At 48.5% G+C, this 15,426-nt stretch carries 14 protein-coding genes; 3 read left to right on the forward strand and 11 right to left on the reverse strand.

Features of this window, described 5'->3' with window-relative positions; genetic code table 11:
* Positions 1–130: 130 nt before the first annotated feature.
* Complete coding sequence (locus H581_RS0129760; protein ID WP_029192442.1) at positions 131–1,066, reverse strand: VanW family protein; 936 nt, start codon at positions 1,064–1,066, stop codon at positions 131–133.
* A 344-nt stretch (positions 1,067–1,410) separates the two neighbouring features.
* Here H581_RS0129760 and H581_RS35805 point away from each other — a divergent pair, with 344 nt between their 5' ends.
* From H581_RS35805 to H581_RS0129775, 3 genes are all read left to right on the forward strand, one after another.
* Positions 1,411–2,520: a hypothetical protein gene (locus H581_RS35805; protein ID WP_156889717.1), complete on the forward strand. Its 1,110-nt coding sequence runs from the start codon at positions 1,411–1,413 to the stop codon at positions 2,518–2,520.
* A gap of 167 nt (positions 2,521–2,687) precedes the next feature.
* On the forward strand, positions 2,688–3,044 hold the full coding sequence (locus tag H581_RS0129770; protein WP_029192443.1) for a helix-turn-helix domain-containing protein: 357 nt from the start codon (positions 2,688–2,690) through the stop codon (positions 3,042–3,044).
* 465 nt (positions 3,045–3,509) lie between these two features.
* Positions 3,510–5,852 (forward strand): golvesin C-terminal-like domain-containing protein, encoded by a 2,343-nt coding sequence (locus H581_RS0129775; RefSeq protein ID WP_029192444.1) that lies wholly within the window; start codon positions 3,510–3,512, stop codon positions 5,850–5,852.
* 87 nt (positions 5,853–5,939) lie between these two features.
* On the opposite strand, the gene H581_RS38155 is transcribed toward H581_RS0129775, so the two are convergent.
* The 10 genes from H581_RS38155 to H581_RS0129825 form a co-directional block, all read right to left on the reverse strand.
* Positions 5,940–6,077, reverse strand: a complete 138-nt coding sequence (locus H581_RS38155) for a paeninodin family lasso peptide (protein ID WP_156889718.1) — start codon at positions 6,075–6,077, stop codon at positions 5,940–5,942.
* Between the two features lie 134 nt (positions 6,078–6,211).
* Positions 6,212–6,349 (reverse strand): paeninodin family lasso peptide, encoded by a 138-nt coding sequence (locus tag H581_RS38160; RefSeq protein WP_156889719.1) that lies wholly within the window; start codon positions 6,347–6,349, stop codon positions 6,212–6,214.
* Between the two features lie 30 nt (positions 6,350–6,379).
* A complete protein-coding gene (locus H581_RS0129790) occupies positions 6,380–8,302 on the reverse strand; it encodes an asparagine synthase-related protein (protein WP_029192445.1) in 1,923 nt (640 codons plus the stop codon).
* 168 nt (positions 8,303–8,470) lie between these two features.
* Entirely contained in the window at positions 8,471–8,617 is a 147-nt protein-coding gene (locus H581_RS38165; RefSeq protein WP_245600194.1) for a paeninodin family lasso peptide, read from the reverse strand.
* Positions 8,618–8,644: 27 nt separating this feature from the next.
* Positions 8,645–10,582, reverse strand: coding sequence for an asparagine synthase-related protein (locus H581_RS0129800; protein ID WP_029192446.1), 1,938 nt, complete (start codon positions 10,580–10,582; stop codon positions 8,645–8,647).
* Between the two features lie 50 nt (positions 10,583–10,632).
* Positions 10,633–12,438: an ABC transporter ATP-binding protein gene (locus tag H581_RS0129805; protein WP_029192447.1), complete on the reverse strand. Its 1,806-nt coding sequence runs from the start codon at positions 12,436–12,438 to the stop codon at positions 10,633–10,635.
* A gap of 21 nt (positions 12,439–12,459) precedes the next feature.
* Positions 12,460–12,951, reverse strand: a complete 492-nt coding sequence (locus H581_RS0129810; RefSeq protein WP_029192448.1) for a lasso peptide biosynthesis B2 protein — start codon at positions 12,949–12,951, stop codon at positions 12,460–12,462.
* Positions 12,951–13,244 carry a lasso peptide biosynthesis PqqD family chaperone gene (locus H581_RS0129815; RefSeq protein ID WP_029192449.1) on the reverse strand — a complete coding sequence of 98 codons (294 nt, stop codon included), beginning with the start codon at positions 13,242–13,244 and terminating at the stop codon, positions 12,951–12,953. The genes H581_RS0129810 and H581_RS0129815 overlap by 1 nt, the downstream gene beginning before the upstream one ends.
* Positions 13,241–14,137, reverse strand: a complete 897-nt coding sequence (locus tag H581_RS0129820; RefSeq protein ID WP_156889720.1) for a phosphoenolpyruvate carboxykinase (ATP) — start codon at positions 14,135–14,137, stop codon at positions 13,241–13,243. The genes H581_RS0129815 and H581_RS0129820 overlap by 4 nt, the downstream gene beginning before the upstream one ends.
* A gap of 120 nt (positions 14,138–14,257) precedes the next feature.
* Positions 14,258–15,424: a nucleotidyltransferase domain-containing protein gene (locus H581_RS0129825; RefSeq protein WP_029192451.1), complete on the reverse strand. Its 1,167-nt coding sequence runs from the start codon at positions 15,422–15,424 to the stop codon at positions 14,258–14,260.
* Positions 15,425–15,426 lie beyond the last annotated feature (2 nt).

The following is a 15,426-nucleotide window of genomic DNA, read 5'->3' on the forward strand; positions in this document are numbered from 1 at the left end:
GCAGCCAGAGTCTGAACGTAAACGTTTACATGTCTTTACTTTATGTGAATCGCATAGGTTTGTCAATCGTAATTTGTAATTTTAAACAGATCCGTACGTTCGGACGGATCTGTACGTGTAATCGCTTGCTTCAAGGCTTCAAGCCGTGCACATTCATCTCGCTTTTGACTTCCTGAGGCAATTTTTTCGAAGCGCTCGGCACGTTTCTCGTTTTCACGTTAACATCTTCCGCCGAGCAGATGGAGATGCTGACCGTTCCGTGATCGGCATAGGCGCGGATGAGGACCGGTTGGTTGTATTTGTTTTCGAATACAAAATCGGGGCCGTACCAGCTGACCGTCGCATCGCGGCCCGGCGGTACGTAACGGACGTTGCGGCTGTGGGAATAACGCTGGACGATTTGCAGGCCTGCCCGGTCCGCGGCATTGTAGAGAGTTGAGGAGATCTGGCAGATCCCGCCTCCAACCCCTTCGGACATCTCGCCGCGTACGATGACCGGCGCCGGCAGGTACCCTTTTTCCTCCGTTCGCATGCCGACTACCTCGTTAAAGGAAAATCTCTCGCCGGGAAACACAACATAATTGTTTATCGCTTTAGCGGCAAGGCTGATATTATGCGCGCGGTTTTTGTTGCGGTTGTTGTAATATGTAAAATACTGGCCGATTCTTTTGCTCTTGATGGACGCGATCAGCTCGCCGTCCACTCTCGGGTAGATCGTCTGCAAAGGCGCCTCCAGCCTCGATGTTTCCCCTTCAAAAATAAAGCCGTAAAACTGCTCGGTGAACCTTCTGCGGTCAAGCTTAGCCCCCGCTTGCTCGGCAATAATTTTCCCTGCCGGGTCAAGGGAAGCATTAACAGGCGCCCGAAATACGTTCTTATCCAGTTTATCCATCAGCTTCGTTAATTTATCGTCATCAACAATCGGCACTCCCGGCAGCGGCAGCACATAATCGGTTCTTTTCGCCTCCGCAATGGCTTGCCCTTGCTTCTCGACAATTAACGGGTCGGAGAGAGTGAACTGCTGCGTGAGAAAAAAAACCGATAGGATCCAATGAAGCTTCAACATGTATTCACATCCCGTAATAGTAGTAACTCCGATAGTATGAATCAAAAAACGACGACTCATACCACGTTTCCGATCACATAAAACCGTACCGATTCGTCGAAAATAGGAAATAAAAAAAGGCGACCGGAGGGAATGGAATGAAGCACAAGCAGAAACGACTATCGGCGTCCTTGTCAGTGGACGCAACCGTTTACCCGCATTTTCTGAAGCAACTCATGAAGCAGGCTCATCGAAAAACGGTATCGAAGAGAATTTTAATATCATATAAGCGTGGTACATATAAATTCTTAACATTTAATGTAATCCGGGCGGCTGTCCTAGCGGTCGCGGGATTCTTATTTGGGATGCTCCTGGTTGCTTCGGATAGAACGGCTGCTGCGCCGAAAATAATGCCTGCCGAAATTCTAATAACCGTGCAGGCCAGCCGGCAGGCGGCTTTCGTCAGCGAGCTCCGGATCGAAAGCCGTGAATTGACCCAGGCTTTGATCAAAGCGGCAAAAGATAACGTGTCCGCCCCCCCTCTTATCCCTGATGTCGATATTCTGATTCGGCAGGACGGCACGCAAAGCGCCTACCGGTTAGAACCATCCGGAAATTTGTGGAATGAGACGACCTCCGTAAGGCTTGCGCTGCCCAAAGAAGCATCGGAGAAGCTCCTCAAATTAGCGAAAGGGCTGAGAGATCGGCACTATGGAAGGTTAATCGCATGGGATGACGCGGAGGGGCTTATCCCGAGAAAAAGTATTTTCACCGTAACTGATATCGATTCGGGGCTCACCTTCCGCGTACAGAGGCGGGCAGGCAGTGATCATGCCGACGTGCAGCCCGTGACGAAGGAGGATACTCGAATCATGAAGCATATTTACAGGGATAAATGGAGCTGGAAACGGAAGGCGGTGCTCGTGCATGCAGAAGGCAAGTGGATTGCCGCATCCATGAACGGCATGCCGCATGGCGGAGACGGCATTCCGGGAAACGGATTTTCCGGCCACTTCTGCATTCATTTTTATTTGAGCAGCACGCATAAGTCCGATCAGCCCGATCTTGCCCATCAGCTGATGGTTCATAAAGCAGCCGGCGATTTGCAGCCGTATTTCGACGCCGCGTCGCCGGTCGTGCTCGCCAAAACGGCGGTCGTCGTTATGAACCACCAGGATCCGGAGCTGCTTAGCCAGCTTGCCGAAGGGCTGCCGAAGGAAGAACTGGACAGGTTCGTTCTGGAAATGGAGCAATTGAGCTCCATTCAGGAGCAGCGCCGGAAGCGTGAAGGGAATGGATCAAACGGCGCGGATGAACAGGAGCCGGTCGGCGAGAGTCTATCGGCGAAGGTCACCGTACCGGTTACGATGGAGTCAAGAAACGGCTCGCAGCATAATACCCGCTGCCACTTTCAATTTAAACGCGAGTCTGTCCAGTCGCCTTGGAGATTTGAGCAAGCCAGACTGGGCGAATAGTACCAGGTAAGAAGCAAGAGGATTTTTTCCGTCTTCATAAGAAGGAAATAACGCTGCTTTCATCCAGCGTTATTTTCTGTTGTCTGCTTTCCGGATTCTATGGAAAGAAGGACAAAAGATTGATATACTGTCTTTGCATGCGTAAATGGACAAATGGGGGCATGAATATGTTTGCGAAGCGACTAAAGCAGATGAGGAAGAAGAGAAAATTGACCATGCAAGAAGTGGCCGATTATGTAGGCGTTGCCAAAAGCACATATGCGGGTTATGAGTCGGGCTACCGCCAGCCGACGATAGAATCCATACAAACGATATCGCGAAAATTGCATACATCGGCTGATTATTTGCTAGGTCTTACGGATTACTCCGAACTGCCGGCGGAAGTTAATCATAATGCAAAGGAATATTTAAACGTTGAGCAGCTTCATTGGGATGGGGTTCCTTTGGAAAGAGATGACCTGGAACTGATTCGGAGTTTGCTCGACCGCGTGCTCCGTGACCGAGTTTTACCGAAAGAAGAATAAACCGCATCTGACTATTTCAGTGATTTTCTTGATCAGGTTTTTGCCTTATCGCTTGGACATAAGTAAAACTTTACTCTTCTGCACCTTCTAATATAATGATTGCTAATGCAGCAATTTAAAGATAGGAAACAGGTCGGTTAATGGTGAATCACACCGGTAACCGACCTGTTTTTGCATGCAGTACCCTTCGCTCTACTCCAATTACTGCGATTCAGCAGCCTCTCTCCTCGATTATCCAAAAAAAGTGCCCATTCCCGAATTGCGGCAATATTCGAAAGCGCTTGCCATTCGGAACAGAACACCTTGCCCGCTTTGTGAATATAATTGACAGAGCGATGTATCAGATAGGCAAGTTTTTGTATCCGCTTTCATATCTTTTACTAGGGGGATTCGCCCAATTTTGCAGCCAGTTCTGAAGATGTCGTTCAAATGGATGGCCATGTGCAAATAAGGAGGAATAATGGCATGAACAAATGGTTGAAACTCGTCACCTTGGCCGTTATGCTGCTTTCGTACGATTCTTTTTTCAATTTATGGCCGGTTCGTGCACAAGCGGAATTCACAGACTATATTACGCGCAGCGGAGATACCTTGATGGAGGGGACGTCTACGTTTCGTTTTATCGGAACCAACGAGCCTTTATTGAACAGGGCATGGACTGATCCGTCAGAAATCGAGGATGCGATTCGCGCGGCCGGCAGCTCAGGGATGAACGTCATTCGCTTGTATCCGTTTGAAGTGAAAATGAGCAGCGATTCCCCGGGAACTTTCCGACATGTGATGGGGCCGAACGATTATAATGAAAGCGCATTCAAACTGCTTGATAAAATTGTTCAACTGGCAAACCAGCACAATATTCGGCTTATTGTGCCTTTCGTGGATAAGTACAACTATATCGGAGGAATTGCCGATTGGGCTGCCTTCCGCGGGAAAACGGCGAATGATTTTTGGAGCGATCCTGCCTTGAAGCAGGATTTCAAACATTTCATTCAATTTGTAATTAATCGGACCAATACGTATACGGGCGTGCAGTACAAAAACGATAAAGCCATTCTGGCATGGCAGTTGGGAAACGAGCTTCCCTCGACGGATAGTTGGGTAAGCGAGATGGCTGCGTATGTAAAGAGTCTTGATTCCAACCACCTTCTAGCCGACGGAGGATATGTTCGTGCACAGGGGATAAGGACCAATGCGCTGAATGACAATCATATCGATATGATTGTTCCGCACATTTACAAATACCACAATGTCGATATGGTTGCAAAACTCATGGAGTGGAGAGACAAAACCAAAGGAAAAAAAGCTTTGATTATCGGCGAATTCGGCGACTACTCCCCCACGGAAACCGAACAGCTCTTGGACATCGTTCAGAACAATGGAACGTCAGGCGCCATGTTCTGGGGCAGCATGCATCATCACAAGATGGGCGGATGGCATTGGCCTCCGGTCGGCGCGTGGTCCTATTTGCGCTATCCCGGCTTCTCGTCCGGCGATTGGGCGAACGAATCGGCCACCATCGACTTGCTGCGCATGTATGCCTACTCGATGAAAGGCTCGGCCGTTCCTCATTGGCCGACGCCGGAAGCGCCTGTCATGTTCCCTGTCGATTCCGTGCATACCCTCTCCTGGATGGGCGTCTCGGGGGCAAGCGCTTATGACATTGAACGTTCGACAAGTTCTTCCGGTCCATGGACAGCAGTTGGCAGCGATGTGACGGACGATGTTACCGTACCGCGTCATCATACGTTTACCGCACCGATTTTCGACGATGCATCCGCTGAGGACGGCAACAGCTATTACTATAGGGTAAAAGCGAAAAACAGGCACGGTTCCTATTCTCCGTATTCCAACATCATCGGTCCGGTAACGGCGAAAAACGGGACCATTGTCGATCAAGAAAGCAGCGGCTATACCGAGACCGGAACATGGGGGACCAGTTCGCTTGGCGGCAGCTACGGCGGCAGTTCCCGTTACAGCAGTACCGTTGGAAGTACGGCTACGTGGAGACCGAACCTGAAGACGCCGGGATACTACAATGTGTATGTGAGGTATCCGTACCATCAAGGTTCAACGAAGTATGCCCAATATTCGGTCTATCACAATGGCGTGACGAACACGTTATCCATCAACCAGACGACCATAGCGGGCGGCCGGTGGCGACTGATCGATACGGTGTATTTCGCTGGCGGACCGGAAGAATACGTGAAGTTGACGACCGTTGGAGGCGGTTCCAACTTCAGGGCCGATGCGGTCATGTTTGAACCGCAAAGTTTTGGTGACAGCTTCCAAAATAATAGTTCCGGCAGCTGGACTCCTTTGAGTGGCAGTTGGTCCTTGGGCGAAGACGTAAGTCACGACAGCATTCCCATCGTTAATAAAGTGTTGAAACAATCGGCAGCCGGAATTGCCGAAACCGTTATCGGTTCGACCTACTCCGACGCCACCATAACCGTAGCCTTTAAAGCGTATGACAACCATACGGCCAACGCTTCTACCGGCTTGGTTGTCCGGGCAAATTCGGATTTCTCCAACAAGTACACCCTGCGCCTCAATTATGATCTGAATAAAGTCCAACTGTACAAAAAACTAGGAAATATTTGGACCAACATCGGGGAAGCGAGTATGATAGCAACTCCAGGCACTTGGTATGTGCTTAAGCTGGAGATGAAAGGAAGCTCATTTAAAGCTTACGTGGACGGCGTGGAAAAAATCAGCGTTAGCGACTCCAGCTTGACCGGCGGCTACATCGGTTTGCGGACGTACGATCAGACCGCTGTTTTCGATAATATCCTTATTTCGTCGAACTGACCGGAACGCAAAAAGCGCCGTAAAGGCACAGCCGAAGCTGTGATCCTTTACGGCGCTTTCTGACGTAGAAGCTAAATGCGATAAATCCTAGGAATCGTACACGTCGAGGTCTACGAGCTTGCCGTCAACGTAAGTAAAGTCCATTTTCGATACGCCAAAGCCTGCCATCGTCTCGGATACGTTCATCACTTCCAGGGAAAGTGCCGTCCATTGTTTTTTCTCCATGTTATTCCACCTCCTTTCAAGTGCAATTCATATTCCGATTTCTGCCGCCTGAAGAAACCGATAGGCTATCTAGCAGTATATAAGTATATTTAAGCGAGGCCTACAGTCTGCTCCGGCTTTAGGGCCGAAGAATCCTAGGAATCATAAACATCGAGGTCTACGAGCTTGCCGTCAACATAAGTAAAGTCGATTTTCGAAACACCAAAACCAGCCATAGTTTCGGATACTTCCATCACTTCCAGAGAAAGAGCCGTCCATTCTTTTTTCTCCATTTATTTCACCTCCTTTCAAGTGCCGTTTCCCTACTTCATGCGTTTGAGAAAACGATAGGCAATCAAGCTGCGCATAAGCAGCTTTAAGTGAGGATCGTCAGCCTGCTCCGGTTTTATGGCCGAACCTGCCATGTCCATCGATTCCTTCACTTGCATCAGATTCAAGTAGCGGGAAGCCTGCTCATCCTTGCACAGTGTTCGTAGCTCTTCTCTGATAGACGGCCACCGCGGTATAATCCGGTGTACCCAATCCATCCCTTGAACGCCTCGCGTCCGCTGATTCAATCGAACCTTGTCCGGCAAAATATCTTTAGTTGCTCTTCGGATAAGAGAACGCCCGTAACCATCCTTCACATATTGCTCCACCGGGATCGACAAACAAAATTTAATCAAGCGTACATCGCTGGTTGCATCCCGTTCCCATATTCCCAGCCGGTAGGAGGACTTCGCCGAAATCGTGCCCTGCATGCTTAATACCGCCTGATTGCTGAAATAATCCTCGCGTTCCCTCAGCATTTGATACGTTGACTCCCGCAAGCCGACATCATATTGCGACAGCTTCTCGAATATCCCGGTGCTCCTTGCAAAATCAGCTTGAATGATCGGGGGGACTCCCGGTTGAAACGGGGAAGCCCTTTCCGGAAAAACCTGCTGCCTTATGGCGCGGACGATTCGTTTCCGACCGGTCCCCAGCCGTCTGCCGTACATGGAAATCTCACGGTATAATTGAATCCACTGGAGCTTCTTCAGCAGCAAGCCGTAATAACCGATGGCAGAGCCCCAGGATACGGAGTAATTCCCCCGGGCGCCTGTGAGCAGCACTCCTACTCCTTGACGCGCCGCTTCTTCATGAATGCCTTTAACCCAGAATGTATTTTCGAAATTTTTATAAGGCCCTTCTAAACGGTCCGTCCATGCGTCAATCTCGGTAAAAGGACTTATTCCAGGAAAATCCAAGAAGTTAGCCTTCATATTTCCCACATAATCAACGATTGACTGGATATAGGGACTTTCATCCGCAAACATGCTTCTGGGCGTCCAATCGATGAAATCCCGCTCGGGAATATAGCTGTAGGCTTGTAAGCTCTTGCCTTCCTTTGCGAGCATCCTCGCCGCGAATCCAGACACCGAGCCGGAATCGAGTCCCCCGCTCAGGGTGACTCCCACCTGCTTGAAGGTGCGCAATCTGGAGCGAACCGATTCTTGAAAAATTTCCTGGAAGGCCTCCGCATATTCGTCATCAGAGCCCAAGGATAGACTCTCTTCCGGCATTAATGAGCCATACGTTGTAACCGTTAGCTTACCCTCTTGCAAAGTAAAAGCGTGTGCCGGAGGCAGCTGCATAACATCTGCATAATAAGTCGTATGGACATCGACGGCATCTAATAGCGTCGGTATCGCCAAAAATTCGGCAAATCTCTCTTCGCATAATCTCTTATCAATTCCCGTTAGGGCGAATAGCGGATGGATTACACTGCAGAACGAGAATCGATTCGAACCGCGGTGATAGTACAGTGTTCTGCTGCCGAGCAGATCTCTCGCTCCATACAGCAAATCCCTGCCTGCATCCCATATAACGAAGGCGAAATCCCCAATAAGATACCGCGGCGTCTCCGGCCCCCATTTGCGATAAGCCAGCAGAATGAGCTCACTGTCCGTTATCCCGCTTCTTCTGTCTCGGCCAATCCCAAGCTTCTCGAATAATTGTCCGCGATTGTCAAGGATTGCATCAGCCGTTATCACCAGTCCGGATTGCTCATCCCGGTAAGGAAGCCGTTCATCAACCGATTCCGGCGTTATCCATTGTGACCGGCAGCCGAGAAGAGCCGATGGATCCTCCCATGTCTCAAAGGCATTTCCGGGGAAATGCTGCACGGCTTCCATGAAATCTGCAGTACCATCGGATGGATGCAGAGGCCTATCGAATTGTATAACACCGGCAATAACGCTCATGCAATCACACCCCCTTGATTTATAATTCATTACACCTATTTCTTCCATACCCTCTTAACGATAAAGAAAGATTCCGTGAACATATACCTTTCTTTATCGTTAAGAAGGGCCCTTATCCGTTAAAAAGATAAGGGCCTATGAAAATAGCGGGACTAGCGGCAAGTCATCCTAGGATTCTTCAGCATGAGGGTGACCATTATTGTTGCCTTTGCCGTTTCTGTCAGGATAGATTCCATTTGGTCCACCCATGGTCGCGCTGACATCAAGGAGTTCCAACGTCAGTGGCTGCCATTCTTTCTTCATTTCCTTTATCATTTGCTTCACCTCCTTTCATGCGGGGCGTTATGAAAACTGCCGTATAAACCGGTAAACAATTAAGCTTTGCATTAATAATCTTGCATTCGGATCAAAGGCATATTCAGGTTTGGGAGAGTTTCCAATTATCGCAAGCGATTCTTTAATTTGTTTCACATTCAAAAAATACGAAGCCTTCGAATCGCGACAAAGCTGATGGAGTTCTTCCGTAAAAGCACTCCACGATGGAATCATGCGATGGATCCAGTCCGCCCCCTGCACCCCCCGAACGCGAAGATTAAGCCGGACTTCATCGGGCAAATAATTTTCGGTCGACCTGCGAATGAGGGAGCGGTCTATACCATTTTGGACATACTGTTCTACGGGCACGGATAAGCAAAAACGAACCACCCTCGGATCATTGGTCGGATCCCTTTCCCTGACGGCATACCGTAACGATAATTTCGTTGATGAGGTCCCCTGATGGTTTAAGACCGATAAATTTTCGAACTGATCGATTCTTGCCTCGAATTCGTTCATTGAAGATTCCGTCAATCCGACATTATGGTTTTTAAGTTTATCGAAGACGTTGGTTCGTTCCGCTAAATCCGGATGGATTAAAAGCGGCATATCCGGCCGAGGCTTCGAAAAAAAAGACGGAGCCAGAAATGGAAATGCCATTTTGCCGATTTCGGGCAGCAAGCGGGATCTCCCGATTCTCATATTTCTGCCATAGAGCTTCAGTTCATGGTAAAAACGCAGCAAGCGCAGCTTTCTTAGAAGCTGAGCGTAGTAATCCATCGCCGGTCCCCACGAGATGGAGTAATTCCCGTTCCCTCCATTCAATAAAACACCGACTCCGTGCTTCTCCGCTTGCTCGAGAATTCCTTTGATCCAGTATGAATTTTCAAAAAACTTATAAGGCGCCTCCATCAACCCGAGCAGGTCATTCATTTCCTCAAATGAGTTTCGACCCGGGAAGTCCAAATGGTTGTGCGCGATATTTCCTACATGTTGAACCGTGGCCTCGATATAAGGGCTCTCGTCGGCCATCCTGCTTTTCGATGTCCAATCCACAAAATCAGAAGGCGGGACATAACTGTAGGAATGTAGTGTCTTCCCTTCCTTCCGCAGCGGGTCTGCGGCAAAGCCTACGACAGCCCCCGAATCCAACCCTCCGCTTAAGCTTGCACCGACTTTCCGGTATGTCCGGAGCTTCGATGTAACGGCTTCCTGAAAGACTTCACGAAACGCTTCTTCGTATTCGCCGTTTGTTTTAAGCTTAAGCTTCCCGCCAGGCGTTATGAATGTCCCATATTGCTCCAATGCAAGATTTCCGTCCGCCACCGTAATCGAATGACCGGGAGGAATTTGCTCGATATGATGATAAACCGTGGAGTGAACGTCGATCGTATCCAAAATGACAGGGATCATGAGAAACTCGGCTAACCAGGACTCATTCAGTTGCTTCTTGACACCGGATATCGCAAACAGCGGATTCATCACCGTACAAAAAGCAAATTGTCCTGAATGATGATAATAATACAGCGTTCGATTTCCCGACAGATCACGCGCTCCGAAAAGAAGGCGTTTCCTCTCATCCCATAGGATGAATGCAAAGTCTCCTATCAGATATTGCGGTGCTTCCTTCCCCCACTTAAGGTACGCCAACAAAATCAGCTCGCTGTCCGTCATCTGTTTCCGCCGGAAATGCTCAATCTGCAACCGGTTAAACAATTCCTCCCTGTTGTCGATGATCGCGTCTGCGGTAATGGCCAGCTTGTGTTGTTCGTCGTAATAGGGCAGCCGCTCTTTCGTCGATTCAGGAGTGATCCATTGCGCGTGACAACCCAAAAATACGAAACGGTCATGCCACACCCGCACATCATCGGCAGGGTATTTTTGCAAGGCTTGCATCATATTTTCGATCGTTTCGACGGTTACAGGTTCTTTATTAAAATGAATTACACCGGTTATCGCACTCATTATTTCTCCAATCTTTCCGGTTTTGTTTGATAGCGGTCGGGTTGTCGGAACTAACTGTTGACGCCTGTTTGATAGTTGAGCAGTTGTCTGAACTTCCCTTTGGGCTCTTGAGACAGCTGTTTATAGCCGCCTTGCTGAATAACTTCGCCCTGCTCAATGACAATGACCTGATCCGCATTGCGGATGGTCGACAATCGGTGCGCAATGACAATAATGGTCATGCTTCCTTTAAGACGGTCAAGCGCCTCCTGAATCAGCCGTTCATTCTCGCTGTCCAGCGCGCTGGTCGCTTCATCCAGCACTAGAATGGAGGGACGCTTCAATATGGCCCTCGCGAGTACAATCCGCTGCCGCTCTCCCCCGGACAACCGAATGCCCCGGTCACCGATGACCGTATCCAAGCCTTGCGGCAGCATGCGTACAAATTCATCGGATACGGAGAATTTCAAAGCGTTCCACAGCTCGGCGTCCCCGGCATTAGGGTCTACCAGCTTCAAGTTATCCCGAATGCTCGCATTGAAGAGAAAGGGATCCTGGGCCACATAGCCGATTGCGCTCCGCAGCGAGAGAAGCTGCTTCTCGTCTCTCAGCGTAACGCCGTCAATCAGCACTTGCCCTCTCTCCGGCTGAATAAGCCCCATGAGCATATCAATCAGCGTGCTTTTCCCCGCACCGGACATACCCACGACAGCCGTCATGCGATTCGCGGGAATATAGACGTTAATATCACGCAGAGCGAATACCGGCTCTTTAGGGTCGTACCGGTAATTGACTTGTCTGCATTCGATTCCGTCCTGCAATTGGAATTGCTTTCCTCCGTCCGAGGCGCCTGACAAGGCGAGCTCCATCTCCTGCTCATATTCCTGCTGCAGCTTACGCATGGCTTTGAAAGCGGGCAGATTGGCCGCCAGCTGTTCGATATTCGACTGAATCCCGATAAACCTCGGCCACAGCCGCGAGAAGATGAGAACAACCAGAATCAATTGCTCGGCCGGCGTGTGGAAGACCTCTAAAGCCAAATAGACGAATCCGGCAACAAGCGTAATGGATGAGATCCGGTAGATGAACTGCGACAAAGAATTGACTCGCACTAATTGGATAACGTTGCTCTCCAGCTCCTTGCTCATGTTGTTGAACCATTTGATATGAGAGCGTTCCAGCCTGTTGCTCTTAATGTCCTTGATGCCGTTGAAATGATCGCTTATTCCCGCAAAATAGCTCTGAGACAGCTCCGACGTCTTATCGCCAATATGTCCCGCCCTCTTAATAAACTTGCGCGAGAACAGAGCGAGCATTCCGCCGCTTATAAGCACGACGGCCGTTAATAACGGAGACAGCCAGAAGGCTAGACCGATTTGAATCACCGTAAAAATAATGGCTGTGACCATCTGCAGGAAGAGGGAAGTGCCGTAACTGACCCGTCCAAGCTCGTTAACCATGACATGATGGAAATCCGACTTGCGCTTGCGGAGGAAGAACTCCCACTTCGCCCCAAGCAGTCCCTGATACGTTTCCGTCCGAAGAGAACGGACGAATGTCTGCAGAATGCGGGAGTTCAACACCATCTGGCTCCGCTGAAGCAGTGCCTGTCCCCCTACGATCATTACGTATATCGCTAGTACGACCGGCAAGTTCAACTCGATCGACCATGAGTCAATGTATGCGAATAGGGTGGAGACTAGCGGCACTTCATCCATATTCATTTGAAATACGCCTATAATGCTAAGCATAGGAACGATCAGATAGATTCCGATGCCGTCCAGACAGCTGATTACGAATGTAGTAAACATATTGAGGTACAGACGGAATCCTGAGATCTGGTGCATCTTTCGTATAAAATAGAATAAATCCTTCATATGATAAACCCCTAATGCGGATTACCGCTCAATTGGCGACAGAACCGCAGCTTCCGTGCGATTCCCGAATACTGCAACGACTGCAAACCGCTCCAATCTTTCATTGCCGGTTACGTAGTACGATCCGCTGCGCAGCCAAGCATGAGCAATCATCTTCCCCGTCTCATCCCTGCCGCTGCCTAGATAGAGCGTACTCGCGATCCCTCTGCGCTCAAGCATCTTCATAGCTGCGACAGCCTTAACCAAGCACTGACTTTCCCACCAGGTCATGCGGCTCATCGCATGAACGGCCTTGGATACCTTGCGATGGACGAGATCCTGCTCCATCGTGCTCGTATATGGCGTCTCCCTCATATGCTCGCCAAGGGTAGGCGCTACTTTTGCGAATGGAAGGAGCTTAAGCACTCTGGCCCAAGCCAAGTAAAAATAAGCCTCCGCGTACATCCGCTTCAAGTCTGCGGGGTAAGCTATAAATCTCTTAACTTTTCTTGCCGCTCTCCTATACAAGTTCATTATTCCTTTCTAACTTGTATGAGTCCTTCGGATTTAAGCTGCTGCAAGAAAGCGCGAACTTGCTGTTCACACGCTCCGGGCTCAATTTCATACTCGGTCAATAATTGATTCACGATATCTTGTATGGATGAAGGGGATGCAATCAGTTCCCACACGCGCCCCCCGATCTGACCTAAGTTGTAGTACTTTCCGTTCTCGATGCTCAGCATGACCTTCTCCCCGTTCATTTCGCTTACGAGGAAACCATCCGATTGTACAACAAGTTCGTTAGCGGTAAGGATATCAGCGCTCATGAATTAACAACCTCCCTTTTATTGGCCAAACCAACGACTCGATCCATTAAGTTAAAGGCAGAGAAGCCGTCTGCCGGGCGGCGGAGCTGGTACACCGGGAGCTCGGAAGCAAGCCGGGCAATCGATTGAAATTGCCATTGCTGCAGGTTCAACAGATGAAGAAGGGAACTTCGATAGGTATGCACGTTTAAGACATGAAGACCTTCAAATCTGTTGTATGCCTTAATAGACGGTTCCGGTTCTGATGCTTTGATAAGCTCAACTACCCCGGCGAGAGGGAGAGGCTCTCTGCAAAATTGGGACCGTATAGGCACCGCGTATTTGTTAACCCTTTGGTAAATCGATGAATAGTTGTGAGAAAGCAATCCTAACTGTTCTATGCTCTCCTCCCACAGCTTCTGCTGCGGATAGGACGGATAGACAGCAGCCGCTGCCGAATCATCGGATAAGGAGACCGCGATTACGTCATCCGTCATTAATGGATATCCTGCATGTGCAAACGCTGCGGCAAGAGTCGATTTACCTGCACCCGATTCCCCGACAATGGCGAAAACCTTCCCGTCAATGACGACTGCACTCCCGTGCAGGGGAAGAATCCCTCTCTGCATGAGCAGTACGCCCATACAGGTACCGAGCAGGAAAAGCCGAATCTTCGCCTCATCCGCTCCCGGGTATGGGGTTACCGAGATACGGGCACCGGAAGTAATGCTGTAACAGGCCGTTTCGGGTACATGAAAGAGAAATCGGCCGTTTTCGAAGCGGTAGTTGCCCGTTGTAAATTGATCCTGGACATCTTCCTGCGGCGGATTCAATTCAATTTCAACATCAAATTCCGAAATAATTCCATGTATTTCATATGCTTCAGGCAGAACAATTTTGCTTCTAATGTTCAAACCAAATATTCGATAATCATTCAGAGTAAACACCCCGTTTAGTAAGACGTATAATCCTTGTATTTATTTATACTATTCGACTTGAAAATTCATTTTATGTCGCTTTTTTCTAAATAAATTTTAATTATTGATAATATGTCTCCAAAACCATAGAAACGGCCGGAGCGGGAAATAGAGAAAATGTAATGGTTTATATAGCGGCAGCAGCGACATATCTTGCACGTTAGGTTCCAGGTGATTCAGAAGATACCTCGCTCTCTGCCTGCCTGTCATTAGGGATAGAGTGTATCGAAAATATTTCCAAACGACGCTTTTCTCAGGTACCGGGTTTAATTTCACTATCTTTTTGATAAAAAACAAAGATGTTTTCGCCAGCCGAAGAGTCTTCTTATTATTCGTCAGTTGATGCAAAGAATAAGGAATCTTTGCATCAAGCAAATTGGAAGCTAATATGAAAGCTTGCCCCGTGAATGATTGACCGCCGTACTCTCTGAAATAATCATGCATTTTCCCGCTGTCTATATTAGGCATTAAACGATCGATATCCATTAACCAGCGCAATCGAAACCAGGCATGCCTGGCGCCGTGATCGCAAAGATAGTAGAGCAGGTCTTCATTCCCTAAGCAATGAAATTCCTGATTCAATATAAGAACTTTATTTCTGCGTCTCCACAGTCGATCAAACGAATGAGAATCACTGGAGTTAGGATTTAATCGCCAGTGAATTTCAACTTGTACGGAATACTCGTTATGCCGGAAGGAAATATGGTGAAGCTTTTCTTTCCAATTATGATTTAATGAATGTTTATCCTCTGCTTCATATCCAAGCTGTATCAAGACTTCCTCTGCCCGTTCTACATCATCTGCATCGATCAGAATATCCAGATCTTTGGAAGTCCGATGCGACATATCACCGTATAGTTGAATCGCCAGAATGGGGCCTTTCAACAGAATGGTGCGTATGCCGGTGTCCGATAATTTTACGCAAATGTTATTCATCTCTTTAGTCAACTGCATCATCTTGATGATATTGGAGTTGTAATGATAGCGGAGTGTCTCCATAATATCGGCAGGAATAAAGGATGAACGGATTTGATTTAGTTTCAAGTAAACGATCGGATAAACACGATGATGCAAGGTTAATTGTAAAAACGAATCCCACTTCATATTTGAAGTGTATTCTCGTATTCTCTTCTCATCCAACTCTTGAACGTCGCGCAGAATGAACAACATAAATGATAATTCATTCGAAATATCGCTTAAATCCATTTTCGCCGCTTTAATCATGC

The organism is Paenibacillus harenae DSM 16969, assembly GCF_000422465.1.
GTDB lineage: Bacteria > Bacillota > Bacilli > Paenibacillales > Paenibacillaceae > Pristimantibacillus > Pristimantibacillus harenae.

Bases quoted from the DNA above. Each gene is read 5' to 3' on its own strand.
- H581_RS0129760 (WP_029192442.1), bottom strand. From the start codon at position 1,066: ATGTTGAAGCTTCATTGGATCCTATCGGTTTTTTTTCTCACGCAGCAG.
- H581_RS35805 (WP_156889717.1), top strand. From the start codon at position 1,411: ATGCTCCTGGTTGCTTCGGATAGAACGGCTGCTGCGCCGAAAATAATG.
- H581_RS0129770 (WP_029192443.1), top strand. From the start codon at position 2,688: ATGTTTGCGAAGCGACTAAAGCAGATGAGGAAGAAGAGAAAATTGACC.
- H581_RS0129775 (WP_029192444.1), top strand. From the start codon at position 3,510: ATGAACAAATGGTTGAAACTCGTCACCTTGGCCGTTATGCTGCTTTCG.
- H581_RS38155 (WP_156889718.1), bottom strand. From the start codon at position 6,077: ATGGAGAAAAAACAATGGACGGCACTTTCCCTGGAAGTGATGAACGTA.
- H581_RS38160 (WP_156889719.1), bottom strand. From the start codon at position 6,349: ATGGAGAAAAAAGAATGGACGGCTCTTTCTCTGGAAGTGATGGAAGTA.
- H581_RS0129790 (WP_029192445.1), bottom strand. From the start codon at position 8,302: ATGAGCGTTATTGCCGGTGTTATACAATTCGATAGGCCTCTGCATCCA.
- H581_RS38165 (WP_245600194.1), bottom strand. From the start codon at position 8,617: ATGATAAAGGAAATGAAGAAAGAATGGCAGCCACTGACGTTGGAACTC.
- H581_RS0129800 (WP_029192446.1), bottom strand. From the start codon at position 10,582: ATGAGTGCGATAACCGGTGTAATTCATTTTAATAAAGAACCTGTAACC.
- H581_RS0129805 (WP_029192447.1), bottom strand. From the start codon at position 12,438: ATGAAGGATTTATTCTATTTTATACGAAAGATGCACCAGATCTCAGGA.
- H581_RS0129810 (WP_029192448.1), bottom strand. From the start codon at position 12,951: ATGAACTTGTATAGGAGAGCGGCAAGAAAAGTTAAGAGATTTATAGCT.
- H581_RS0129815 (WP_029192449.1), bottom strand. From the start codon at position 13,244: ATGAGCGCTGATATCCTTACCGCTAACGAACTTGTTGTACAATCGGAT.
- H581_RS0129825 (WP_029192451.1), bottom strand. From the start codon at position 15,424: ATGATTAAAGCGGCGAAAATGGATTTAAGCGATATTTCGAATGAATTA.